General features: G+C 46.7%; 18 protein-coding genes. 17 read left to right on the top strand and 1 reads right to left on the bottom strand.

Translation table 11 applies throughout. From position 1 onward, the window contains the following. The first annotated feature begins 14 nt into the window (after positions 1-14). From K6T99_01475 to folE2, 8 genes are all read left to right on the top strand, one after another. Entirely contained in the window at positions 15-770 is a 756-nt protein-coding gene (locus tag K6T99_01475) for a carbohydrate-binding family 9-like protein (GenBank protein MCL6518478.1), read from the top strand. Positions 771-845: 75 nt separating this feature from the next. Continuing rightward, entirely contained in the window at positions 846-1,898 is a 1,053-nt protein-coding gene (locus K6T99_01480) for a glycoside hydrolase (GenBank protein ID MCL6518479.1), read from the top strand. Between the two features lie 63 nt (positions 1,899-1,961). Then, positions 1,962-4,757: a heparinase II/III-family protein gene (locus K6T99_01485; protein MCL6518480.1), complete on the top strand. Its 2,796-nt coding sequence runs from the start codon at positions 1,962-1,964 to the stop codon at positions 4,755-4,757. Positions 4,758-4,867: 110 nt separating this feature from the next. Beyond that, positions 4,868-5,704, top strand: coding sequence for a hypothetical protein (locus K6T99_01490; protein MCL6518481.1), 837 nt, complete (start codon positions 4,868-4,870; stop codon positions 5,702-5,704). A 93-nt stretch (positions 5,705-5,797) separates the two neighbouring features. After that, positions 5,798-6,142, top strand: a complete 345-nt coding sequence (locus tag K6T99_01495) for a cupin domain-containing protein (GenBank protein ID MCL6518482.1) — start codon at positions 5,798-5,800, stop codon at positions 6,140-6,142. A gap of 31 nt (positions 6,143-6,173) precedes the next feature. Then, complete coding sequence (locus K6T99_01500) at positions 6,174-7,529, top strand: hypothetical protein (protein MCL6518483.1); 1,356 nt, start codon at positions 6,174-6,176, stop codon at positions 7,527-7,529. 44 nt (positions 7,530-7,573) lie between these two features. Continuing rightward, a complete protein-coding gene (locus tag K6T99_01505) occupies positions 7,574-9,295 on the top strand; it encodes a gamma-glutamyltransferase family protein (GenBank protein ID MCL6518484.1) in 1,722 nt (573 codons plus the stop codon). A 129-nt stretch (positions 9,296-9,424) separates the two neighbouring features. After that, the gene (folE2, locus tag K6T99_01510; GenBank protein ID MCL6518485.1) at positions 9,425-10,231 is read left to right on the top strand and encodes a GTP cyclohydrolase FolE2; all 807 of its coding nucleotides are present in this window, start codon (positions 9,425-9,427) and stop codon (positions 10,229-10,231) included. Here folE2 and K6T99_01515 read toward each other — a convergent pair. Then, on the bottom strand, positions 10,218-11,216 hold the full coding sequence (locus K6T99_01515; GenBank protein MCL6518486.1) for a hydroxyacid dehydrogenase: 999 nt from the start codon (positions 11,214-11,216) through the stop codon (positions 10,218-10,220). The genes folE2 and K6T99_01515 overlap by 14 nt on opposite strands. 241 nt (positions 11,217-11,457) lie before the next feature. On the opposite strand from K6T99_01515, the gene K6T99_01520 reads away from it, so the two are divergent. The 9 genes from K6T99_01520 (at position 11,458) to K6T99_01560 (ending at position 24,494) form a co-directional block, all read left to right on the top strand. Then, complete coding sequence (locus tag K6T99_01520; protein ID MCL6518487.1) at positions 11,458-12,606, top strand: PmoA family protein; 1,149 nt, start codon at positions 11,458-11,460, stop codon at positions 12,604-12,606. A 69-nt stretch (positions 12,607-12,675) separates the two neighbouring features. Beyond that, positions 12,676-15,096, top strand: coding sequence for a hypothetical protein (locus K6T99_01525; protein ID MCL6518488.1), 2,421 nt, complete (start codon positions 12,676-12,678; stop codon positions 15,094-15,096). A 1-nt stretch (position 15,097) separates the two neighbouring features. Further along, complete coding sequence (locus K6T99_01530) at positions 15,098-16,864, top strand: hypothetical protein (GenBank protein MCL6518489.1); 1,767 nt, start codon at positions 15,098-15,100, stop codon at positions 16,862-16,864. 52 nt (positions 16,865-16,916) lie between these two features. Beyond that, positions 16,917-18,917: a hypothetical protein gene (locus K6T99_01535; protein MCL6518490.1), complete on the top strand. Its 2,001-nt coding sequence runs from the start codon at positions 16,917-16,919 to the stop codon at positions 18,915-18,917. A gap of 125 nt (positions 18,918-19,042) precedes the next feature. Beyond that, positions 19,043-19,507, top strand: coding sequence for a transcriptional regulator NrdR (nrdR, locus tag K6T99_01540; protein ID MCL6518491.1), 465 nt, complete (start codon positions 19,043-19,045; stop codon positions 19,505-19,507). A 178-nt stretch (positions 19,508-19,685) separates the two neighbouring features. Beyond that, positions 19,686-21,914, top strand: coding sequence for a vitamin B12-dependent ribonucleotide reductase (locus tag K6T99_01545; GenBank protein ID MCL6518492.1), 2,229 nt, complete (start codon positions 19,686-19,688; stop codon positions 21,912-21,914). A gap of 64 nt (positions 21,915-21,978) precedes the next feature. Continuing rightward, a complete protein-coding gene (locus K6T99_01550) occupies positions 21,979-22,116 on the top strand; it encodes a hypothetical protein (GenBank protein ID MCL6518493.1) in 138 nt (45 codons plus the stop codon). A gap of 61 nt (positions 22,117-22,177) precedes the next feature. After that, positions 22,178-23,350 (top strand): phosphoribosylaminoimidazolecarboxamide formyltransferase, encoded by a 1,173-nt coding sequence (locus K6T99_01555; GenBank protein ID MCL6518494.1) that lies wholly within the window; start codon positions 22,178-22,180, stop codon positions 23,348-23,350. Between the two features lie 61 nt (positions 23,351-23,411). Then, positions 23,412-24,494, top strand: coding sequence for a DUF763 domain-containing protein (locus tag K6T99_01560; protein ID MCL6518495.1), 1,083 nt, complete (start codon positions 23,412-23,414; stop codon positions 24,492-24,494). Positions 24,495-24,496 lie beyond the last annotated feature (2 nt).

Below are 24,496 nucleotides of genomic sequence, written 5' to 3' on the forward strand. Positions count from 1 at the left end.
AATGGAGGAATTAATTGGCTAAGCTTCTTCTTCTGGCTTATGTTGCTATTTGTCAGACAGTAATCAAAGTCCAACCGACCATTGTTGACCCATCCCAGTGGTCGTATTATGAAGTCCACAGGACAAAGGCTCCAATAACAGTTGACGGTGTCCTTACCGAGAAAGAGTGGGGCCATGCGCCCGAAACTTCGCCCTTTAGAGAAGTATTTCAGCCTGGAGATCTTCAAGAGGCGCGAACTACAGCAAAGCTTCTGTGGGATGACAAATACCTTTACGTAGCCTTCATCTGCTGGGATGATGATATTTGGAGCAATTATACCAAGTTCGATGACCCCGTTTATGCTGAAGAAGCCGCTGAGATTTTCATAGATCCCGAAGGTTGCGGGCGGCACTACTGGGAGATAGACATCAGCCCGCGCAATGTGGTTGTTGATTTAAACATTACGCGCGCTGGTTTTCAAGCTAATGCTGCTACGCTTGCACGCTATAATGTCAAAGGGTTGAAGACCGGCGTGAAGGTTTACGGGACGCTCGACAATCGAAACGACAAAGATGAGAAGTGGACTGCCGAATTGGCCATCCCTTGGTTGGATTTTAAGGGCAGGAAAGTTAATGTCCCTCCAAAAATAGGTGATTCGTGGAGAGCTAATATGTTTCGTTGTGAGCGTGCCGGGCCAGAGAAGGAAGACGACCAATTCCTTTCGTGGTCCCTTTCACCAGGCGTATTTCATCAGCCGAAAAACTTTGGCGTGCTTGTATTTTGCGAGTAGAACGCTATGAGTGTGGATTGCTCCACGGGTATTATTTGTTTCTTTCTGTTGCTAAGTTTTCATGCAGGAGCTGCCATGGAAAAGCCAGGAGTCGGATATACCATCGAAAAATTCACCATAAGCCGGGATGATTCCCTGTATGAATGTTTCCCAAGCCTAGCAAGATGCAACAATGGAAGAATAATACTTACATATCGAGAGAGCGATTCCCACGTTGCAAGGGATTTTTGCAGACTAGTTGTGCGGATAAGCGATGACAATGGCAAGACGTTCTCAGAGCGAAAAATCTTGGCTGAGAGCCACCAGAAGGACGGCGTTCTGCTGAAATATAACTGTCCGAAGGTTCAGCAGCTAAAGGATGGACGCATACTGCTGATTTGTGATGTATTCAAAACTCCGCCAGCTGATGATGAGAAAGGTGGGGCAGGCTCGGATATAGTATTCTTTTTCAGCAATGACTGTGGGGAGACCTGGTCTGCTGAGCAAAAAACTGGCGTTCATGGCATCATGCCCGATGAAGTTATTGAGCTTGCGAACGGTGATTGGCTGTTGGCAACTCAGTTTCGGCGGGGGAATACCTTTCAGTGCGTGAGTCGAAGCACAGACGGCGGCAAAACATGGAGCGAACCTATCACCATTGCGGCGAGAGAAGGCTTTAATTTTTGCGAAGCGTCTATTCTCCAACTCCCGACTGGCGAGCTTGTGTGCTATATGCGCGAAAACAGCGGCAAAGGTCTGCCAATATACAAATCAATTTCAAAAGATGGTGGTAAAACTTGGGAAGGGCCATTTGAAACCTTGATGATGGCTGGCCATCGTCCTGTTGCTCATCTTACAAAAAGTGGAAAAGTCATGATAACCTATCGCCATCAACCAGGTGGTGCAGGAGCATGGGCAAAAAATACCTTTGCCTACCTTGAATCGGTTGAAAGCGCTTTGGAAACTGATAGGTCAAAACAGTTTGGAGTTATCTTACCTCTTGATCATGACCGAAGCCAAAAATCGGATGGTGGTTATACCGGCTGGGTCGAAATTGAACAGGGTTGCTTTTTTGCCGTTAATTACATAGTTGATGACGCACCAAAGGCGCAGATACGAGGATATAGGTTTAGAGAACAGGATTTTTAAGAAAAGCTTTTGCTTGCGCGGAAGAATGGCAGGGTTATCTTGTGCAGTGGAGGAGAGCTTTCTATGCAATTATCATACTTTTTAGTAGTCACCCTGCTGATGCTTGCTTCATCGGCTCCCGCCAGCACTGTTGAGGGCAGCAAAAGATATAGCGTTTTCTTCCCACCAGAACTAGTAGCAAGAGCCCGGAAAAATGTTTCAAAATATCAATGGATGGCTGGACAAAAGAATGCGATTATTAAAGCAGCGCAACCCTGGCTGAAGATGTCAGATGATGAGCTTTGGGCGCTCATGTTTGGGCCAACTATTCATCGTGCATGGCATGTGCTTTCTGATGGCAACTGCCCTGCTTGCAAGAAACCTGTTCCCATGTATGGTTGGCGCCATGATGCACTGAATCATCCGTGGAAGGTTCAATGCCCACACTGCAAAGAGTTCTTCCCAAAGAATGATTTCTACAAATTCTATCTTTCTGGCCTTGATGAACATGGCATTTTTGATCCAAAGAGGGCCGACCGAACACTTCTCTTCAATACCGAGCATCCAAATCCAGACGACCCACTCCATAAGTTCGGTGTGGATGATGGTACAGGTTACGTTGAAGGTGGAAGGAAGTGGCAATTTATTGGCGCATATCTGATTTATGGCCAATGGAAACAGGCGGTTCTTGGCGGCATTCGAAACCTTGCAGCTGCATATGTAGTTACCGGTGACCGCAGATATGCTCACAAAGCTGCTATACTCCTTGATAGGGTCGCTGACCTTTATCCAACCTTTGATTTCATGTCCCAGGCGGATTTATACGATGGGCGAAACCAGGGCAACGGGTATGTCTCTGTGTGGCATGATGCATGCGAAGAAACCCGTGAGCTTGCAATGGCGTACGATATGATTTCTGCCGCCATTTTTGAAGACCGAAAGCTGATCGAATTTCTTTCACAAAAAGCAAAGCTTTTTGGCATCAGTAGCCGAAAGACCTCCGCAGAAGATATATGCCGCAATATTGAGGACCGCATTTTGCGCGATGCTTTAGCCAATCCAGCGAAAATTCATTCCAACTACCCTCGTGCGGAGATTACTAAGATAGTAATCATGGCAATTCTGGGTTGGCCCACAAATAAAGACCAAGTGATGGCTATATTTGATGCAATGATGGAACGTGCCACCGCTGTGGATGGCGTAACGGGAGAAAAGGGACTGTTTGGATACTCAGCAATAACCATTCAGAGCGTCGCTGGATTGCTAGAACAGTTTTCAAGAATTGACTCGAGTTTTCTAGCGGATGCTCTAAGGCGGCATCCGAGAATTCGTGATATGTTTCGCTTTCATATCGACACCTGGTGCATGAAAGAATACTATCCTTGCGTAGGTGACGCTGGAAGTTTCGCTCGGAAGTGTACTTCGTATGTTGGGGTGATTTTCTCCAAAGACCCGGCGGCTGGGAGCATGTGGACGTTTGCACTTACTCCATCGATGTTTAGCTTCCTGTGGCGTTTGTACGAGGTGACCGGAGATGCCAATTTTGTCAAAGTGCTTTACCATGCGAACGAAAACAAATTGGAAAACCTCCCATACGATTTGTTCTGCGATGCCCCCGAAGCTTTTCAAAGGGATGTCCGCAATGTAATTGCTCGAGTTGGGCCAACCATAGAGCAAAAGAGTGTCAACAAAAAGGAATGGCATATAGCAATCCTTCGGTCTGGCACGGGTAAGAACGCCCGCGCAGCATGGCTTCTGTATGACTCAATGGGCGGACATGGGCATGCAAATCACATGCACCTAGGCCTCTTTGCAAAAGGTCTCGACCTCCTGCCTGACTTTGGCTACAAGCCTGTCCAATTTGGCGGCTGGGGATCACCTAGGGCAATGTGGTATGGCATGGCGGCGGCGCACAATACGGTGGTGGTGGATGGAAAAGATCATGCTGGCGGTGCTGGCACCTCCACACTATGGGCTGATGGTGCGGAGTTCCACGCAATTCGAGCTACAGGAGGGGAGCCAGTCGGCACCAGGCGGTTTGAGCGTTTGATAGCCCTTGTGGATATTTCGGAAACTAGTTTTTATATATTTGATGTGTTCAGGGTATTTGGGGGAAGTGATCATGCTAAGTTTACCGGAAGCCATTTCGGAACTATTTCAACAGACGGATTGTCACTCAAACCAGCACCAGATTATGGCTACGGCACGCAAATGCGTAATTTCCAAGTTGATTCCAACCCCCAGATTCCCTGGAGCGTTGATTGGAAGATTGAAGATAAATATGAATATCTTCCAAAAAACTCTGATATCCATTTCCGATATACCGACCTGACTTACGGTGCTGAGGCGTATGTCGCAGAGGCATGGGTTGCACTCGGCATAAGCACTACTGCGGACGCATGGATACCGCGAATCATAACGCGCAGAAGGTCAACTGCTAGAGACTTATCTTCAACCTTTGTTGCGGTAATGGAACCGTATGAAAGTAGGTCTGCCATTAAGGAGATTCGGAGGCTTTTTCTCTCAGATGCTAAGGGCGAACCATGCTCAGACAATCAAGTGGCAGTCGAAATACTATTAGCAGATGGAAGTCGCGATTTAATCACCTCATTAGATATTGAAAACACACACCGTATCCTTGTCCAAAAGGAATGGGATATGCAAACAGATGCTGAGCTTTGCATGGTTCGACAGGACGAGAAAGGCAAAATCAGAAAAATAATCGTGTGTAAAGGTAGTTTCCTTGAGGTCGATGGTGTCAAAATAGCTTTTAACGGCAAACCTGAGTTTATTGAGCTAGCCATTGATGAAAGCAAAGCATTGCTTATCTCCGGCGATGCTGAAGATATCAAGACCACTAGTTTGAATGTCATTAAGTAGTTCGGTTTGTTAAACCAAAGATGCCAACACGACGCGAATTTTTAAGGCGAGCAGCTGGTTTTATAGTCGCTGGGGAAATCACTTTGTGTAACGAAACTAAGGCGGATAATATGTCGCAGAAAACTAAGTTACCGGAAATTATTACCCTTCCTGCAAGCTATTACCGGCAATTCGATGCCGATTTTGATCTCGATGTTCCCGCTGAGGGCTATGGCGGGTGGAAGAAGGCGGAAATTGAAATCTCACGTGACCACACGGCGCTTGTCGTAATGCACGCGTGGGATATGGGCACGAGGGAAAAATACCCTGGCTGGCATAGGGCGGTCGAATATATTCCTAGAGCCAATAAAATCTGTCAAACTGTTTTTCCTAAGCTGCTTTCGGCGGTTCGAGAAGCTGGCTTTAAGCTTTTCCATGTGGTCGGTGGTAGCAGGCATTACTATAGTCAATATCCTGGTTATCAGCGAGCAGTCAAGTTGGCAGGCGCTGAACCTGAGCGACTGGAAAGCATAAAAGCTGACCCAACTCTTGAAAAGTTAAGAAAGTTCAGGGATGACCGCGTTTTTGTTGGTCGTCATAATGCAACAGATGTGGCAGAGGGCTTTAAAAATCTCGATTTTCATCCAACAGCAAAGCCTGTCGGGGATGAGGGAATCGCTGAGAATGGCCACCAATTGTTTGCTTTGTGTAAGGAAGCAAGTGTGAATCATCTTATTTACACCGGATTTGCGATTAATTGGTGTCTGCTTCTCTCGCCGGGCGGAATGGTGGACATGTCAAAGCGGGGGATAATGTGTTCTGTAATCAGGCAGGCGACTACTGCTGTGGAAAACAAGGAAAGTGCGCGAGAGGAGCTTCACAAAGAAGAAGCTCTTTGGCGCGTTGCCCTTGCGTTCGGCTTTGTTTTCGACATAGATGATTTTATTAAAGCGTTGAGGGTAACTTAGTAATTATTGATGCATTGTGGAGCTTTGTAATTGACTTAATCCACAAAATTGTGCTGTTATCTTTAAGAATTTTGTTGCTCTAGAGGGGAAATCATGGCTAATTATATTTTCCGAAAACTCGAAGAAGTTCCTACAATACAATGCCCCTGTGGTGAGAGCACAAGGATAATAACATGCGAAGATACACCTGTTGCCAATATCCACGTAACCTATATCACTGATTCCAAAAAGCATTACCATAAAGAGGTTACCGAGTTCTATTATATTCTCGAAGGTTTTGGGGAAATGGAACTGGGTGATGAGGTGGTTCCTTTAAAGCCTGGCGTAACTATTCTCATTCCACCTGGCTTGCCACACAGGGCCTATGGCGAGGTTAGATGTCTGATTGTTGGTGTGCCCGCATGGCAACATGACGATGAGTTCTTTTGTGGTGAATAGAAGACCTTGCTGATGAAGGAGGCCGCTTTAATTGTCCAACCAAGTAGCTCTCGAACAGCAACTCAATAGTTTCGACCATGGTGAGCGCCGTGCCGCTTTGGAAGAACTTGCATTGCAAGTTCAAAAAGGGCAGATTAAGGTACCGCCGCCGAAAGAAGAGGTCAATCTTCACTTCCACACATTCTTTTCCTTCAATGCGAATGGGTGGTCGCCAAGCTGCATTGCATGGGAGAGCCTAAAATATGGCTTGGAGATATCAGGAATAGTAGATTTTGATGTCCTAGATGGCATGGATGAGTTTCTTGCGGCAGGCGAGATTCTTGGATTGAAAACAGTTGTCGGCCTTGAAACCCGCGTTTTTATCAAGGAGCTTGAGGATAAAGTGATGAGCTCTCCCAATGAGCCGGGCATTGCCTACTTTATGGCAGCAGGATGCTTTAAACAACCTCCTGAGGGAAGCGAAGCTGAGCGCATACTTAGGTCAATGGCTCAGACAGCCCACATGCGAAATATCGGCTTAATGTCACGGGTGAATGCATACCTGGGTGATGTTCAGCTCGACTATGAATCAGATGTAATTCCTTTGACTCCTTCGGGCAATGCAACCGAACGCCATCTTTTGAAAGCTTATGAGTATAAGGCTGAGCAAGTATTTGGCGGAAACATAGACAAAATTACATCGTTCTGGTCGGAGAAGTTAGGCATGTCAAAAGAGGAAGTGACGGCGCTTATTCCTGATACGCCGAAGTTCCATGAGATAATGAGATCGAAACTTATGAAGTTTGGCGGGGTAGGGTACGTGCCGCCGGATAGCGGAAGCTTTCCTACCATTGAGGAAGCAGTCCAAATGATTCATGGAATGGATGCATTGCCGATGATTGCGTGGTTGGATGGTACTAATGCAGGCGAGGAAAATACGATAGAGTTTCTTGCACTACTTCGTTCAAAGGGTGTAGTTTCGGTTAACATTATACCTGATCGGAATTGGAACATTAAGGATCCGGCTGAGAAAGCGCTCAAGCTCCGCAAATTGGACGAGGTCGTGCGGGCCGCAAGAGATTTTAGAATGCCAATCTCCGTTGGCACGGAAATGAACAGGGCAGGACAGCCCTTTGTGGACAACTTCTCGGCGCCAGAACTGAAGCCTTATGTGAAGGATTTTATCGATGGGGCGCGATGCATCTATGGGCATACCATTCTTGCGAGATACGCAGATTTTGGCTGGTTTAGCGAAAAAGCGTATGCGGCTTTTGGGCGCGATGAAGGTGCCAGAATGCGGTTCTTTGTCGAAGTCGGCAAGTCAATCGTTCCTTTGACAAAGATAGATGGGCGTCTCAAGGATATAAATGACCCTGAAACTATTATTCGATTTCTAAAAAACAGCTAGTAGAGGAGAATCAGTTGGCAGGATTCACCACCAGGCCTGTAATAATGAGCACACACGCAGTAATTTCAACCGGACATTACCTTGCGACGAGTGCAGGGCTGAGAATTCTTCATCAAGGTGGCAATGCAATTGATGCAGGGATTGCCGCTGGCTTTTGTCTTGCAGTTCTTGAGCCGCAGCTTAATGGAATTGGCGGCGAGGTGCCAATATTGATTTATTCTGCTGAGCGCGGGAAGGTCTTTGCAATCAATGGGCAGGGAACAGCTCCAAAGCGGGCAACCATTGAATGGTTTAGAAAACAAGGAATTAGTTTAATTCCAGGCGATGGCTTTCTTCCCGCCACTGTGCCAGCAGCTTTCGATGCGTGGGTAACGGCGCTTCGGGAGTTTGGCACAATGACGCTTGCCGAAGTACTTGTGCCAGCGGTTGAGATTGCAGAGTTTGGTTTCCCCATGTACGCTCATCTCAGAAATGCCCTTTGCACTCATGCGGAAAAATTTCTTTCAGAATGGCCAACTTCTGCAGAGGCATTTCTTCCGGACGGCAAAGTTCCCGAAATTGGAGAAATCTACCGCCAGCCATACTGGGCAGCTACTTTCCGGAAGATTATCCAAGTGGAGAAAGAAGCATCAAACAGGGGCCGTGATGGCGCTCTTGAAGCCGCTAGGGATGCTTTCTATAAAGGCGAAATTGCTGAAAGGATAGCAGAGTTTGCCCAGAGCACAAAAGTGAAGGATGCAACCGGCGTTTCGCATTCTGGATTGATTGAATATGATGATCTCGCAGGCTACCGAAGCCGAATAGAGGACCCCGTTTCCGTCAACTACCGTGGATATGATGTGTTTAAGTGCGGCCCGTGGTCTCAGGGGCCGGTTTTTCTACAGCAGTTAAACCTTCTGGAAGGTTTTGACCTTAGAAAAATGGGTCACAACTCAGCGGATTATATCCATACAATCATCGAGTGTGCTAAGCTTGCCTTTGCAGACAGGGAGGCATATTATGGCGATCCTGAGTTCGATGACGTGCCGCTTGACATTCTTCTGTCGAAAGATTATGCGGATTCCCGAAGGGCATTGATAGACCAACGGCAGGCATCTGATGAATTTAGGCCGGGAGATGTTGGCCGTGGACCATTACCATATGACCCAGCGTCTGTCGCCTCTCCAAATGAGTCGGATTCAGCCGACCATGACACAACTCATTTGGATGTTGTTGATGCCGCTGGAAACATGTTTTCAGCTACCCCAAGTGGCGGTTGGCTGATGTCGTCGCCGGCGATCCCAGGTCTCGGGTTCCCCCTGGGCACCAGGGGACAAATGTTCTTCCTAGATTCACGTCGGCCAAATGCACTCCAACCTGGCAAGCGGCCGAGAACGACTCTCACACCGTCTTTATGTATTAAGGACGGCATGCCGTTTATGGCGTTTGGTACCCCTGGCGGCGATATGCAGGACCAATGGACACTTCAGTTCTTCTTGAATGTTGTGGACTTTGGCATGAATGTTCAGGAAGCTGTGGATGCGCCATTATTCCATACATCTCATTTTCCAAGCTCATTCTATCCACGCACTATGTTGTCCAAGCGGTTGGCTGTTGAAGAACGCATACCCGAAAGCATTCGAGAAGAGCTGGCGCGGAGAGGGCATATAATTGCTGTTGGTGGGCCATGGGCTTTTGGCAGGGTGCTTGGAATTCAAAAACGTAATGATGTGATCTTTGGCTCTGCCTCGCCTCGTATGGAGACGGCGTATGCGGCGGGGTGGTGACGGAACACCTTGTGATAGAACATTTGCCGCCGTAAAAATAAAGGGAATCGTCAAAGGCTTAGTAGCTATGAAGGTGCATGCTGGTCTAAAATAAATGTAAATTAAGAATGCATTACGGAGAGCTGGACTTTGGATAAATCAAAGACATTAGTGGATACTCAGAGTAGCCATGACCGAAGGAAGGTATATCTCCAGCGGGTCGGTGTCAAAGGCGTGGAAATTCCGTTTCAAATCAAGGCTATGGAGGATGGCCATCAAACCGTTCTAGCTACCGTAGACCTGATGGCGGACCTGCCCCACTATTACAAGGGCACACACATGAGCCGATTCATTGAGATACTGGAGGAATGGCGCAACCGTCCAGTTTCAGGCCATGAAGTCAGGTTGATACTTCAGCAAACCAAGGATCATCTTCGAGCTGAGATGGCGCATGTTAACATCAGATTTAAGTATTTCATCGAAAAACAAGCGCCTGTATCAAAGCTGAGGAGCATACTCGGCTATACCAGTGCGTTTTGTGGCGACCTAAATGGAAAGACATTTGACTTTACACTTCGAGTAAATGTCCCAATTAATATTGTATGTCCTTGCAGTAAAGCCATATCGGAGGTTGGAGCACACAACCAAAGGGCTTTCATTCGAGCAAGCGTGCGTTTTGTTCCAGGAAAATCGCTTTGGATTGAGGAACTAGTCCACATTTTGGAACAGCAAGGGAGTGCCCAAATCTATCCAATCCTCAAGCGTGAGGATGAGAAATTCGTTACTGAGCGTGCGTTTATGACTCCAAAGTTCGTCGAAGATGTTGTCCGTGACTGCGTTCTCGTTCTTCGGAAGGAGCCTCGCCTTCGGTGGTTTGAAGTTGAGTGTGAATCAGAGGAATCAATTCACGCCCACAACGCATACGCATACCACCAAGAGACGCTTATGCAATCCTAGGCAACATCTCCTCGGTAACAAGACGCGAAGGAGTCCCGCCGGAGAAAAAGATTTCAAGGTTGTGTACTGCTGCCTCTCCTTGGCGGCGAACCATCTCAGGTGTGCCTCCTGAAATGTGTGGCGTAAAGACAACGTTTTCAAGCGCAAAGAACTCATGACCATCTGGAAGAGGTTCGGGGTCGGTTACATCTAAAGCCGCAGTAAATCGACCTGTTTTCAATTCTTCCAACAGCGCCTCGTGGTCAATAATTGCCCCTCGCGCAGTATTAATCAGAACCGCTCCTTCCTTAATTGACTGCAAATGCTCACGGCGAATCATGTGGCGGGTTTCTTCCGTCAGCGGCGCATGGATTGAAATTACATCGCATTTTGCGAACAGTTCCTCTAGGGAAACCTTTTTTGCCCCGAGGTTCTCAGCTTCCTCGGCAGTAATGTAAGGGTCATAGATACAAAGCTCAACATCCCATGGCTGAATAAATCTGATTACTTTGCGTCCGATTAGGCTTGCACCAACGATGCCAACGTGCTTGCCATTCAGTTCTCGTGGCTCTGCAACTCCGTAGGGCCGCCAGGTTTTTTGTGTACGGATGGCAGAAGCTAAGTTGACTACATTTCTAAGCATTATTTCCATCATAGCTACTGTCATTGCAGCTACTGAAATAGCCATTGCTGGTTGTGATGTGCAAACAGTGATACCTCGTTTGAAGACCTCAGGTGTAATTATTCCCTTGATTGAACCGGCGGCGTGGACGATAACCCGCAGTTTATCCGCATTTGCGATAACGTTAGGACTAAATCGTGGCGAACCCCAGCTCGTAATGCAAGCATCGAATCCTGGTATAAGCAAAGAAAGCTCTTCTTCGGTGTAGTTTTGGTCATGTGGATTTGCGACAACCTCACCAAGAGCATTGAGTCTAGCTTCCGATTCTTGGCTGAAGAGTCGTGCTCTGAGTGTTGGTCCAGGAAGGATAAGTATCTTGTGCATAATGTGTCTCCATTTATTGGTTGTTATCCCCAGCTTACCTGGCGGTATCTTATAAGTCAAGAGCAAAGTTTGGTTGACACCGAAAGCCTTAAAGTAGTAGATTAGATAACCGTGGAATTGCACAAAATTAGCTTATTGTGCGTCTAATAAACGTGGATTTATTGTACAAGGCATGCCATAAAAAGGCAGGATTCCCTTCTCGCGAATGTGAAAGGTCTAGAGTTGATGGGTGGAGTGAAAGTTGGCTAAGAAGATTGCAATCAAAGCAGATAGGCATAGCTACTACAATGAGCCGGTTATTGTAGCAATAGATGGGATGGAAGACCCAAAAGATTTGGGTCTTTCTCTTGTCGAGATTGGAACGGGCCGGACAATTCCGGCCCAGGTCATGGCCAGGCATGAAGATTGCATCCATCTTTGTATAGTGGTTGACGCTTTACCAAGAGGAGAAAGCCGTGAATTTGAGATAGGCTGTTCTTCTGATACGACCGATGGTGTGAATCTTATTGATGATGGCAAAAAAGTCGAATTTTGGATAGGTGGGAAGCTGTTTACAGCCTATCACTACGCATCTGATCTCCCAAGGCCATTTATGTTTCCTTTAATAGGTCCAGGCGGTGTAAACGTGACCAGGCGCTTCCCAATGGAGAAGGATGTCCCTGGCGAGACTAGCGACCACAAACACCATAGGTCTTTGTGGGTTGCTTTTGGCGACCTAAATGGTGCGGATGGATGGTCTGAGGAGCCTGGTCATGCTGTAACCGTGCACAAAGAGTTTCTCGATAAAAGCAGTGGCACAGCTTTTGGACGGATAAAAACGTTGAATGATTGGCTCGATTCCTCTGGAAATAAGATAATGGAGGAGGAGCGTGAAGTTATCGTATACAATGTATCAGAACATGCCCGTTTGATAGACCTCCGCGTCGTATTTAAAGCAACCCAAGGTGACGTTCGGTTTGGTGATACCAAAGAAGGCGGCATAGTAGCGATTAGGGTCGCTACGAGTATGGATGGCAACAAGGGAGGCTTGATTACAAATTCATACGGCGGCGTTACTGAGATTGAAACTTGGGGCAAGCGCGCACATTGGTGTGATTACTCTGGACCGGTAGAAAGCCAAACCGTTGGAATTACTATATTTGATAATCCAGCCAACTTCCGATATCCTACATATTGGCATGTTCGAGATTATGGCCTTATGACTGCGAATCCATTTGCTTTATCGGCATATAAAAAAGACCCCAGCGTTGATGGGAGCTACATTTTAAAGGCTGGAGAGATATTTCCATTTGCTTATCGGATATATATTCATAGCGGCGATGTGATTGCCGGAAATGTAGCTGAGAAGTATCACGGATATATCAACCCGCCTGTTGTGGCGGTGGAATAGGGTGCAAAAATTTCCAACCAAGCTAATTCTGCAGGCATTATTTATATAGGTAATGATGTTGTCTACCGGATGCTCGACCTTGGGTCGGGTTTCCGAAGAGGAGTTATTGGTGACGCCAGGAACGCCATGGAGCTGGTGCTGGCGCACGTATGCGAATTTATTTTCCGCGTCGGCTCACCTGGTGAGAATGCCCCATCTGTTGAAATCAATCCCAATAATGCTGATTTTTTGGAAGTACGAGAATCCGAGGGCTCAGGTTTAGCCTTCTTTTTCAGACATCATAATCCCGAATTGGAAATAGAGCTTCGTGTGAGCGCAGGAATAGGTCCTCAGTTATCAAAGCAACTATTAATTAAAAATATCGAAGAAAAATCGCTCGTGCTTTTCGACGCGGTGCTCGATAGGTTCGAGGTACCTGAGGATGTAAACCTTTCTGGAGGCGGGCGTGGTTTGCCGGTAGTTATTGGAAACAGCGCATTCACCGCAATTGAGTTTCCGGAATCCGAAAACATTATCAAGGATTCGTTGGTCTCATTAGAATATTATCCGGCGTCGATAATTAAGCCAGGCGAAACTTTTAAGACCGAGCGTGCCATCTTCCGACTTTGCACTAGAGAAATTGAGGCTGAGGTTTTAAGCTATATCGAAGAGGTGAGAATTAATAAAAGCAAGCATTTTCGCTGCTGGTACTCTTCTCGTGGTGCCCATGAGTGCGAAGGGCCAAGTGAACATATCATAGCGGAACAACTAAGACATGTCTTAGACTTAAAAACAAATTGGCGTATACCATTTGAGTATTTTATTCTCGACTTTTCAGATTGTGATGTTGTGCCAGCCTTCTCTTCCGGAGACGAATGTTTTCCCGATGGTTTAGGCAGCACCCTAGAAAAAATAAAAAACGCTGGCCTTAAGCCGGGAATTAGTTTTGATTTTAATCATTTGTCGGAAATTGGGGACCCCCGGGATCTCCTCTTGGGGTTAGTGAATAGGGGGCTGAAGTTTATCTCCTTTCATTTGGGCTCCCAAGACAATGTGCTTTCTGACAAATATCAGCTGAATCTGCGCGCTCGAAAATTGATAGAATTGTTCTCTAATCTCAAGGCAGCTGATCCTGAGATTATCATCCAAGTCTCGACATCTAAATGTTCGCCTTGGTGGTTAAAATTCGCTGATTTTGTTTCCGAGGATGGTGACGGCACGGCCGAGATTCCAGCACCAAGCTTGAGGCATAGTCAAATATTGCATAATGACCTTAGGCATTGCTTATTTAAAGTAGATAGCGGCACTTATATTGGTTATTCGGACCGGCCTTTCTGGTCTGGAAAGCAGTTTTGGAAACGTGATTTGATTATGTCGCTTTCCCGAGCTGGGCGAATAATGCTTTCAGGAGAGCTACATTTGTTGGATGATAATGATAGGCTTTTCCTTCAACGTCTTGTACAAGTGAGGAGCGCTCACCGTGCGAGTATTGGTTTGCTTCAGCGAGTCATCGGAAAGCCCGAATTAGGAAAGGTATATGGGTTTTCAAGTGCAATACACGGCCGAGGCTTGGTTGCCCTTTATAATCCCTCCTGGGAAACAAAAGTCTTGGAACTTCGTGCTGAGGATTTACACTGTGATCCGTCTGTAAGAAATATCTGCGTTCAAATTTTCCCGGAACACGCGGCATGGGCGATCCTTCCAGGAAGTAGCTTTCATATTCATATTGACCCTTGGGAGGTAAAATGGCTTGAAGTAGAGCCATCCGATGAACATATCGAGTTATTGGAAAAGAAATTTAGGCGAACGGAAAATGAGCAAATCCCTGTTACGTTAGTGCTGCCACCGGAAGGTGTAATAACAGAAATTACTCAAGCATTGGAAATGATCGATTTTGGTACCGGACTGGCATTTCGTTGCCGACCTGAATTGCCTCGTGCTTGGGAGTCCTTTCCGTTAATGATTGATATTAGTGGCCTAAAAGGCGAATTATATATAAACAACCACCCAATGGGAGTAAACGGAGAAGCTGGTTTCTCTATACTTTATCCTTGGACTAGGGATTATAGCTATATCGATTTCGGGAAGCAAAACCTGGTCTATTTGGCTACCAAAGAGGGCAATATTAAGCCGCAGTCGAACATCAAACTCCGCTTATTGCCTTACTACAGTAGTAGCGCATGTCGTGAAGATTGGCCGCACTCAACCGATTGCTCTATGGTCATAATTATCAGATATTTTGAGGATGAGAAGCCTTTCCGGCCCTCACTTGATCCGAGAATTGCTCAATGTGCCATATGGCTTGATGGTGTATGGATGGAACCATATAGGGTGCCACCGCTTATTCCACGCGTTCGCTCGGGCTTCTCATGGGCTGTCTTTATACTTGATCTTGAGGGCGATTGGGAGTGTGTTCGCATTCTCGTCCCAAAGATTGTCAATTGTGAATATAACGTTGAGTTTTTCCTTACCGATAAATTAAAAGCAGCTACTTTTGCGCAGGGCGAGTGAAATGAGGGGCAATCTGCCAAACATTTGGGGAAAAGGCGGAGCGCTCTTTGCATTCTCCGGTTTTGATGGCCCAACAGATTGGGCTCATCCATTTGTAGGTTCGACCTCAGGTGAGGGTAGGGGCATTGATTTTCACACCAATACTCCTGCCTCTTTGATGTTTCATTTCCCTCCTATTTGCTCCATTGAAGATGAGGTAGTCGCATGTGATGTCATTTCTTCGTTGATTACTTTGCGAAACGGCAGGCTGCGTTTAAGATATTTATTCCTCGACGAAAAAACTGTGACAGGTGAAATATTCGCTATAGAGTCGCAGTCCCCCCAAGATGTTTCTATTGTTATTATGATGCAGGGAACGCTAGAGGTCCAGGATGCCACGAGTATAATATTCAAAGCAGGGCCCGAGGAACTTATTCTCATGGGCAAGGGCGCTAATTTGCACGTTTTCGAAGGAAAGCTATGTACATCGCTTGGAGAGGGTCAAGGCATAAGGTTTGTATTGACTTACTCATTTGATATGCCGACTGGATCTAGGCTTGCTGATGCCGAACGGGCGCTGGCTGTGGACTTAGGTAAGATTTACAACGACCGGCTTGCCTTTTTTGAAAAATTGCCGTTGCCCGAATTCGAAGACCAGCTTTTCGTAAAAACTTATTATAAATGTGCGTCGGTTCAAAAAATAAATTGCAACAGGGCTGAGGGACGTATTAAATTCGACTGGAGCACACCCGACCGCTGGCCGCACAAGCATATGTGGATATGGGATTCCGCATTTCACGCACTTGGTTTGAGGCATTTTGCACCAAAATGGGCGATGAACTCAATAAAGGCTGTTTTGTCAAAGCAAAGGCCTGACGGTTTTATCCCACATATGATGACGCCAAATGACGAACAAGACTCATTACTTGTTCAACCGCCAATCCTTTCATGGGCTACGTGGAAAGTGTATGAGACGACACGAGACGAGAAGTTTCTCCAATACTGTTACCCACGGCTAAAGGCAATGTTGCTTTATGATTGCAGGGAGCTTGACAAAGATGAGAGCGGCTTGTGCGAATGGCCGAGTAGCAATGCCTCTGGCATGGATAACTCTCCGCGGTTTGACCAACCCATTGGTGACGCGGTCGATTTAAATGCGTATTTAGTCAATGACCTTGCCTACCTTGAGAAAATTGCTCGAAGGCTGGGGTTTTCTAATGAAGCTGGCATTTGGGCAGACCTTAAGTACAGCCGTATAGCCTTGATCAATGAGCGGCTATGGAATGCCAACGAGGGTTTTTACTATGATTTAACACCCGATGGAGTACAGATTGACCTTAAAACGATAGCAGGATTTACTCCTTTATTTGCCGGAGTATGCAGTGAGAGCCAAGCAGAAGACCTCGTGAGGCATTTGAGGAACCCTGACGAATTTTGGCTGAAGTTCCCCATCCCTAGCGTTTCGTTTGATGAGCTTTCGTTCTCAGATGATATGTGGCGGGGGCCGGTCTGGATTAACTTCAACTACATGGTCATAGAAGGTTTAATTCGATATGGCTACCTAACTTTGGCTGACGAGATAAAGAAAACAACATTGAGCGAGATTGCACGCTGGTATGCAGAGGATGGGGTTGTATACGAGTTTTATGACAGCAAAGCTTCGAAGTCGCCTTCAAAACTTAGCCGAAAAGGTAAGCAAGACGTTAAAATTGGGGGCTGGCAGGTGGCCGAGTGTATAAAGGACTACCATTGGACGGCGGCATTGTTCATAGATATGGCATTGGGTTAGCGGTAAACAAAAAGAAAACTATCCTGATTACATGCTAATTGGTTAATTGTTGATGAGTATCCCTACTGATATTAAAACAACAAAGGCTGTTGAGACCACAGCAAAACCACAAAAAGGCCTCACTAAACGTGTTGTTTTTATCGCCTTCATTCTGACCATTATTAACGACTATTGGATTGTGCAGATGGAGGTCGTACGTTATTCGTTTGCAACTTATGCCTCTCCATTTTATAACTGCCTCTTCACCTTACTCGTTCTAAGCCTAATAAATATGGGAGTAAGGAGCAAGTGGCCAAAATTTGCCCTTAATAGGGCTGAATTAACAACTATTTACATCATGGTTTCCATAACAAGTGCTGTACTTTCGCACAATATGATGGAAATCCTTGTCTCGTTGATTGGCTATGCATTCTTTTTCCAGTCGCCAGAAAACAACTGGGCAAACATGTTCCTTCACTGTCTGCCAAAATGGCTAACGGTAAGCGACCCGAAGTCATTGCGGAACTTCTATTATGGTAATTCGACGCTCTACGACCCAGCAAACTTTACACCGTGGATAATACCGGTCATTTCTTGGTCTGTGTTTTGCTTTGTTTTGATAATAACTATGCTTTGTATAAATAGTATATTTCGCAAGCACTGGATAGAGTCCGAGAAATTGACATTCCCTGTGGTAATGCTTCCTTTAGAAATGACCGACGAGACAGGTTCGCTATTTAGAAACAAATATATGTGGATGGGTTTTGCTTTCTCGGGCATGCTAACCCTCCTTGCTGGCTTAAATTATCTTTTTCCATCTGTTCCCCATATCCAAATTGTGCGCAGGGACATTGGTAAGTACATCGTCAACCAGCCCTGGAAATCAATGGGTGGAATTCCCTTGGGTTTCTATTTTTGGGCAATCGGTATTGCATTCTTGATGCCGTTTGAACTTTCATTTTCATGCTGGTTCTTTTATTGGCTTGTGAAACTTGAGTTGGTGGCAAGTCATTTGCTGGGATTGCATGAGCTGATGGTTGTTGGCGGCGGTTTTGACCGAGCCTATCCGTTTGTAAACAGCCAGGCATATGGGGCATATCTTGGCTTTTTTGTTATGAGTATGTGGACCGGTCGCCACTACCTTAAAAAGGTATTCCGAACGGCGTTCCTACGAACCCGCGAAATTGATGAATCAAAAGAGGCCGTCAGCTACCGGACAGCAATTCTTGGAGCAATTGCTGGCATTTTATTTCTCAGTCTTTTTGCCTATCGGATGGGTATGTCGCCATTAATAATCGTTATTTTCTTTATACTTTATTTTGTGTTTGCAGTCATTGTAAGTCGAATTCGAGCTGAACTTGGTTTCCCAACGCACGACATGCACGTAATGGGTCCTCAAAATCCCATAGTGACAGCAGCCGGAACGCAAAATCTTTCCTCACAAGATTTGGTTGGATTCTCAATGTTTTATTGGTTCAACAGAACTTATGCAAGCCATCCATCACCGCACGAAATGGAGGGTTACAAGCTCTCGGAACGGACAGATAGCCATGCTCGCCAAATGTTTTATGCTGTTGGAATTGCCGCAATCTACGCTATGCCAATTGGGTTTTGGATGCTCCTGCACACCTACTATCAAAACGGCGGCGCCACTGCAAATATGGAGCAATGGGCGCTTGGCTTTGGGAAAGAAGTTTACAACCAACTTGCAGGCTGGATGAAACAGCCTTTTCCGCCGAACCCAACGGCATTTATGTTTGTTGGTGTTGGGTTCCTTGGCTCAATGTTCCTCGGATGGATGAGAGTTCGTTTTCTTTGGTTCCCATTCCATCCTTTAGCATATGGTCTCGCGAGTAGTTGGGGAGTGGCACAGCTTTGGATGCCGCTTTTCATAGGGAGCACTGCAAAACTCCTCACTTTAAAGTTCGGCGGGCTATCTCAATACAAGCGAACACTTCCGTTCTTCTATGGATTGATTCTCGGTGAAATCACAGTCGGATGCTTGTGGACCATCATTGGCATAGTCCTCGATATCCCAACCTATGATTTTTGGCCTGGGAAGTTTGCCTCATAGGCTTAGAAGCGCTGAATTGAAAAAAATCTTAGAAAACTTTTTTAATATATCCCTTGACATGGAATATATTGTGTGATAGTCTAAAAACACCACAATATATTGTAGATGCGCATCCAAGTTTTATCATGAAATGTCCTTACTGCGGTCAAAATAATGACAAGGTTTTAGATTCCCGCTCGGTTCGTGATGGAGAGGGAATCCGCCGTCGCCGAGAATGCCTCGAATGCGGTAGGAGATTTACTACGTACGAGGAAATAGAAGAACTTCGTCTTGTCGTGGTGAAAAAAGACGAACGGCGGGAGCCTTTCGACCGTTCAAAATTACTTAAGGGAATGGTTACTGCCTGCGAGAAGCGGCCGGTTAGCGTTGCTCAACTTGAAGCTGCTGCAGATGAAATTGAGCGCACACTCTACAATCGTGGTGAGAAGGAGGTGCGCTCATCCGAAATTGGCGATATGGTTATCGAGAAGCTCAGACGCCTGGACCAGGTTGCTTATGTAAGATTTGCATCCGTCTACCGTCAATTCGAGGATGTAACGCAGTTCAAAGAGCTCGTAGACGTTCTTGATGCAGATTTGGCAGGCAATTAAGAGCACACAAATGCCAACGGCGTAGTCCAGCTTCGGCTGGATAACGATTTACAAAGTCAGGGTCGTCTTCAGACTGCATTGAAATTTTAATCACTCTGGATTCAGCCCTGCGTTTGCATTACCTAGAGGTTTTTCGCCGGTGGAATCCGGCTAAAATTTTCTATAGGAGGGGTCGAAGATGCTCACCAAGAACGCAATCACCGTTTTAGAAAGGCGTTATCTTAGGAAAGACGAGCAGGGCAACCCAATCGAAACGCCCGAGGGTATGTTCCATCGCGTCGCTAATGCGGTCGCGGCAGCAGAGCGGCTGTATGGTAAGTCTGATGATGAAATCAGAGAAATCGAAGCCGAGTTTTACCGAATGATGTCAGAGCTAGAATTCCTGCCAAACAGTCCTACGCTGATGAATGCAGGAAGGAAGCTGGGCCAACTAGCCGCATGTTTTGTTTTGCCAATCGAAGATACAATGGAGAGCATCTTCGAAACCATCAAGCACACTGCGCTCATTCATAAGAGTGGCGGGGGTACGGGATTCTCATTCTCACGTCTCAGGCCAGCGAAAGACGTCGTCCAATCTACCAACGGCGTTTCCAGTGGCCCAATTTCCTTTATGGAGGTCTTTAACGCGGCTACCGAGGCTATTAAGCAGGGTGGCACCCGTAGGGGAGCGAATATGGGTTGCCTACGTGTAGATCACCCTGATATCCTTGACTTCATTACAGCAAAAAAGGACAACAACCGGCTTACCAATTTCAACATTTCCGTTCTTGTTACCGAACAGTTCATGGAAGCTGTCGAGAAAAACCAGGACTACGACCTAATCAATCCTCGTACAGGCCAAAAAACAAAATCGCTAAATGCGCGCAAAGTCTTCGATTTGATAGTAAACATGGCGTGGCGGAACGGTGAGCCGGGGATTATTTTCATTGACCGTATCAACCGCGATAATCCTACTCCTAAGCTTGGAGAGATTGAATCAACAAATCCGTGTGGCGAACAGCCACTCCTTCCCTATGAGGCATGTAATCTGGGCTCAATTAACTTGTCAAAATTCATTGCTAACTCTGGAGGTGAGCCCGCGGTAGATTATATGAGGCTGGGGAAGGCCGTTAGGATGGCGGTTAGATTCCTTGATGACGTCATTGATGTCAGCAAATACCCTCTGGTGCAAATTGATAAGATGGTCAAAGGCAACCGCAAGATTGGACTAGGGGTCATGGGCTTTGCAGATATGCTCATTATGCTAGGTATACCTTATGATTCTGAACAAGCAATCACTTTAGCAGAGGAAGTGATGTCGTTCATCCAAACCGAGGCTAGACAAACGTCCGCGGAACTTGCCGCTGAACGAGGAGCATTTCCAAATTTCGAGGGGAGCATCTACGATGTGCCAGAGGGAACTCGAATGAGAAATGCAACAGTGACAACCATTGCCCCAACTGGTACTCTGTCAATAATCGCTGGATGCTCTAGCGGAATAGAACCACTGTTTGCAGTTGCATACATCCGTACCGTTCTCGATGGGACCCAACTTGTAGAAGTCAATCCATTATTCGAGAAAATTGCCAGAGAGCGAGGGTTCTATAGCGATGCCCTGATGAAGGAAATCGCTGTACGTGGAACGGTAAAAGGAATAGCCGAAGTACCGACGGAAGTTCAGCGCATATTTGTTACAGCTCACGACATTGCGCCCGTGTGGCATGTAAAGATGCAGGCGGCGTTCCAAAAATACGTAGACAATGCGGTTTCGAAAACTGTCAACTTTCCGAATTCCGCAACAACCGAAGACGTAGCGGAAGTCTTCAAGCTTGCCTACCGTTTGGGCTGCAAAGGCGTTACTGTCTACCGGGACGGCAGCCGTGAAGAACAGGTGCTGAGCGTTGGCACTGGCAAAAAGGAGGCAACATCGAACTCTGAGACCGGTGTGCTTCAGCCGCGACCGAGGCCGGTTCGAACGTTTGGTGTGACCGAGAAAGTTAAAACGGGTTGCGGAAATCTATACGTGACGATAAACGAAGATAGCGAAGGCCTATGCGAAGTATTTGCGAGAATGGGAAAATCTGGTGGATGTGCCTCATCTCAGCTTGATGCGGTGTCGCGCGTTATCTCGGCGGCACTTCGAGCTGGGGTTAAGCCTGAATCCATCATCAAGCAGCTTAGGGGGAATGTTTGTCCCTCGCCAGCATGGGACCAAGGAGGCCGAGTACTCTCATGTCCCGATGCTATTGGGATTGCTCTTGAACATTACCTTCAATACAAGCAGACAGGCGAGCCGGTAGAGACAGTAAGCAAATGGCAAAGCCCGCTCGACAATCTTGTTGGTGCTTGCCCTGACTGTGGCAGTGCTGTCGAACACGAATCTGGATGCATTGTTTGCCGCTTTTGCGGGTTCTCCAAGTGCGGGTAGGCGCTTTGCGGCGAAAGTTGCAGATTTGAAGCCTTCTTGACATTAGGCGCGGGAGAAGCTATCATTGTTTCAGCGTGACTGGCGAATGAGCGGAATTGACCGCGATGGAGCGCTAATACCTATTGAATGCCGACCGCCTGGGCAAAATAACGCCCAGGCTTTTTATTTTTACGCGGTCAGTAGGCGAAAATTGGAAGTATAATAGGTTCTGTTGGCCTGATTATAAAATTATTATTGTAGCCAGATATGGGGGAGGAAAATAAATGAATCAGCAAGTTATTCCACTTAGGTATGGTATGAATCCACATCAGAAGCCTGCACAGGTCATCTTGACTGACAGAAGTCCCAAAATAGAAATTCTGAACGGCACGCCAGGGTATATTAATTTTCTTGATGCTCTAAACGCTTGGCAGCTCGTTCGAGAACTTAAGGCTGCGCTCAATCTTCCGGCCGCAGCGTCATTTAAGCATGTGAGCCCAGCTGGAGCCGCCGTGGGATTGCCACTATCGGATACTTTGAAAAAGGCATATTTTGTTGATGATATGGACTTATCTCCGCTAGCTATTGCCTATGCTCGTGCTCGCGGTGCGGATAGAGTCTCCTCATTTGGCGATTTCATTGCTTTGAGCGATACCTGCGACCTATCTACTGCGCAGCTTATCAAGCGCGAGGTTTCAGATGGTGTTATAGCGCCGGCATACGACGGGGATGCGCTGGCTCTATTGCGAGGGAAGCGTGAAGGCAAATATCTAGTTCTCCGCATTGACCCGGATTATAATCCGCCAGAAATTGAGCAACGTCAAGTTTTTGGCGTAACACTTGAGCAGAAACGCAATGACATTAAGATTGATGCCAGCGTACTTGCGAATGTTGTTACAGCGAAAAAGGAAATCCCACCAGAAGCTCAGCGGGATTTAGTTGTTGCGCTTATTACATTAAAATATACCCAATCGAACTCTGTCTGCTTTGCCTACGATGGCCAGGTTATAGGCGTTGGTGCGGGCCAGCAATCTAGAGTGCACTGCACTCGACTGGCCGCCGGGAAAGCGGATCTATGGTGGCTGAGACAGCATCCTAAAGTGCTTGAATTAGAGTTCAGAAGTGGTTTGAATCGCGCTGAGAAGAATAACGCCATTGATGAGTTTCTCTGCGACGACCTGACTCCTCCTGAAGAGGCGCTTATGCGGGAGAACTTGCCTGGTGCTCAGCGCTTAACGAAAGAGGAGAAACGCCACTGGCTTGACAAGCTTACAGGAGTCTCACTAGGCTCCGATGCCTTCTTCCCATTCAGGGACAGCATTGATCGCGCAAGCAGGACAGGCGTAAAATACATAGCCGAGCCAGGTGGGTCAACGCGGGATAATGAAATCATTGCAGCAGCCGATGAATATGGTATGGTAATGGTATTTACTGGCATTCGCCTGTTCCATCACTAATCCAAAGTAACAGAAAAATTAAAATTGATGATTTTAAAACAATGGGAAAACAAAAAGTAACATGAGAACAGGTACTGCGAACCTGCCATTGCATGGCGGAACTGCGCCTGCATGGCTTTTTTCTAGAATGACAAAACTATCACGTGAGATTATTTCCCTCATGGTGATAGAGTTCGGCACAAACGAGGTGCTTGCCAAGCTCTCGGACCCTTATTGGTTCCAAGCTTTGGGATGTGTCCTGGGGTTCGATTGGCATAGCTCCGGGGTCACAACTACCGTTTGCGGTGCCATCAAGGAAGGTCTGAAGGGCATAGAAGATGAAATAGGTCTCTTTGTTGCTGGTGGAAAGGGTAGTGTCTCGCGTCGAACTCCCCAGGAAATTGTGGCTTATGCCGACCGCTTTTCTCTAAACCTTGATCCCTCGAAGTTAGTCTACGCAAGCCGGATGTCAGCAAAAGTGGATAACACGGCTGTTCAGGATGGTTATCAGCTCTATCACCACGTGTTCATTTTCAATAAGCATGGCGAATGGGCAGTTGTTCAACAAGGCATGAATGAAACAAATCGTTGGGCGCGGCGGTATCATTGGCTTTCTACAAGCATGCAAGACTTCGTGTGTGAGCCTCATGCCGCTGTTTGTTCAGATTCTAAGAGTCGGTTTGTGCTAAATATGGTGGCAGAAGAGGCGGAGGAGTCACGGCGTACCTCTGCTGTTCTCGCGTCAGAGAGGCCTGAGAAACTTGTAAAAGAAATCGTGCGCATAAAAGAACTCAACCTTCCAAAACATCACGAAGTCCTCATAACTGATCTTTCCCCGCGTTCGCTTGAGAAGACCCTATTAAAGGCATATGAACGCAGGCCGAAGAATTTTCGGCAGCTTTTAGAAATAGAAGGTGTAGGGCCAAAGACTGTCCGAGCCCTTGCTATGATTGCGGACCTCGCTTATGGGGCATCTGCTTCAACGCGCGACCCTGCTAAATACAGTTTCGCGCACGGAGGAAAAGATGGACATCCATACCCTGTAAACCGCAAATTATATGACCGCTCGATTGAGGTTGTAAAGCGGGCTGTTGAACAAGCGAAAATAGGGAATACAGAGAAGTTAGATGCACTGCGCAATCTAAGCCGATTCTACGATTTCTAGGT

It is taken from the genome of Armatimonadota bacterium (assembly GCA_023511795.1).
GTDB lineage: Bacteria > Armatimonadota > UBA5829 > DTJY01 > DTJY01 > JAIMAU01.

Coding starts and splice junctions, on each gene's coding strand:
- K6T99_01545 (MCL6518492.1), top strand. CDS start 19,686: ATGCTCACCAAGAACGCAATCACCGTTTTAGAAAGGCGTTATCTTAGG.
- K6T99_01515 (MCL6518486.1), bottom strand. CDS start 11,216: ATGCACAAGATACTTATCCTTCCTGGACCAACACTCAGAGCACGACTC.
- K6T99_01525 (MCL6518488.1), top strand. CDS start 12,676: ATGCTCGACCTTGGGTCGGGTTTCCGAAGAGGAGTTATTGGTGACGCC.
- K6T99_01535 (MCL6518490.1), top strand. CDS start 16,917: ATGAGTATCCCTACTGATATTAAAACAACAAAGGCTGTTGAGACCACA.
- K6T99_01555 (MCL6518494.1), top strand. CDS start 22,178: ATGAATCAGCAAGTTATTCCACTTAGGTATGGTATGAATCCACATCAG.
- K6T99_01530 (MCL6518489.1), top strand. CDS start 15,098: ATGAGGGGCAATCTGCCAAACATTTGGGGAAAAGGCGGAGCGCTCTTT.
- K6T99_01485 (MCL6518480.1), top strand. CDS start 1,962: ATGCAATTATCATACTTTTTAGTAGTCACCCTGCTGATGCTTGCTTCA.
- K6T99_01490 (MCL6518481.1), top strand. CDS start 4,868: ATGTCGCAGAAAACTAAGTTACCGGAAATTATTACCCTTCCTGCAAGC.
- K6T99_01495 (MCL6518482.1), top strand. CDS start 5,798: ATGGCTAATTATATTTTCCGAAAACTCGAAGAAGTTCCTACAATACAA.
- nrdR (MCL6518491.1), top strand. CDS start 19,043: ATGAAATGTCCTTACTGCGGTCAAAATAATGACAAGGTTTTAGATTCC.
- K6T99_01505 (MCL6518484.1), top strand. CDS start 7,574: ATGAGCACACACGCAGTAATTTCAACCGGACATTACCTTGCGACGAGT.
- K6T99_01560 (MCL6518495.1), top strand. CDS start 23,412: ATGAGAACAGGTACTGCGAACCTGCCATTGCATGGCGGAACTGCGCCT.
- K6T99_01480 (MCL6518479.1), top strand. CDS start 846: ATGGAAAAGCCAGGAGTCGGATATACCATCGAAAAATTCACCATAAGC.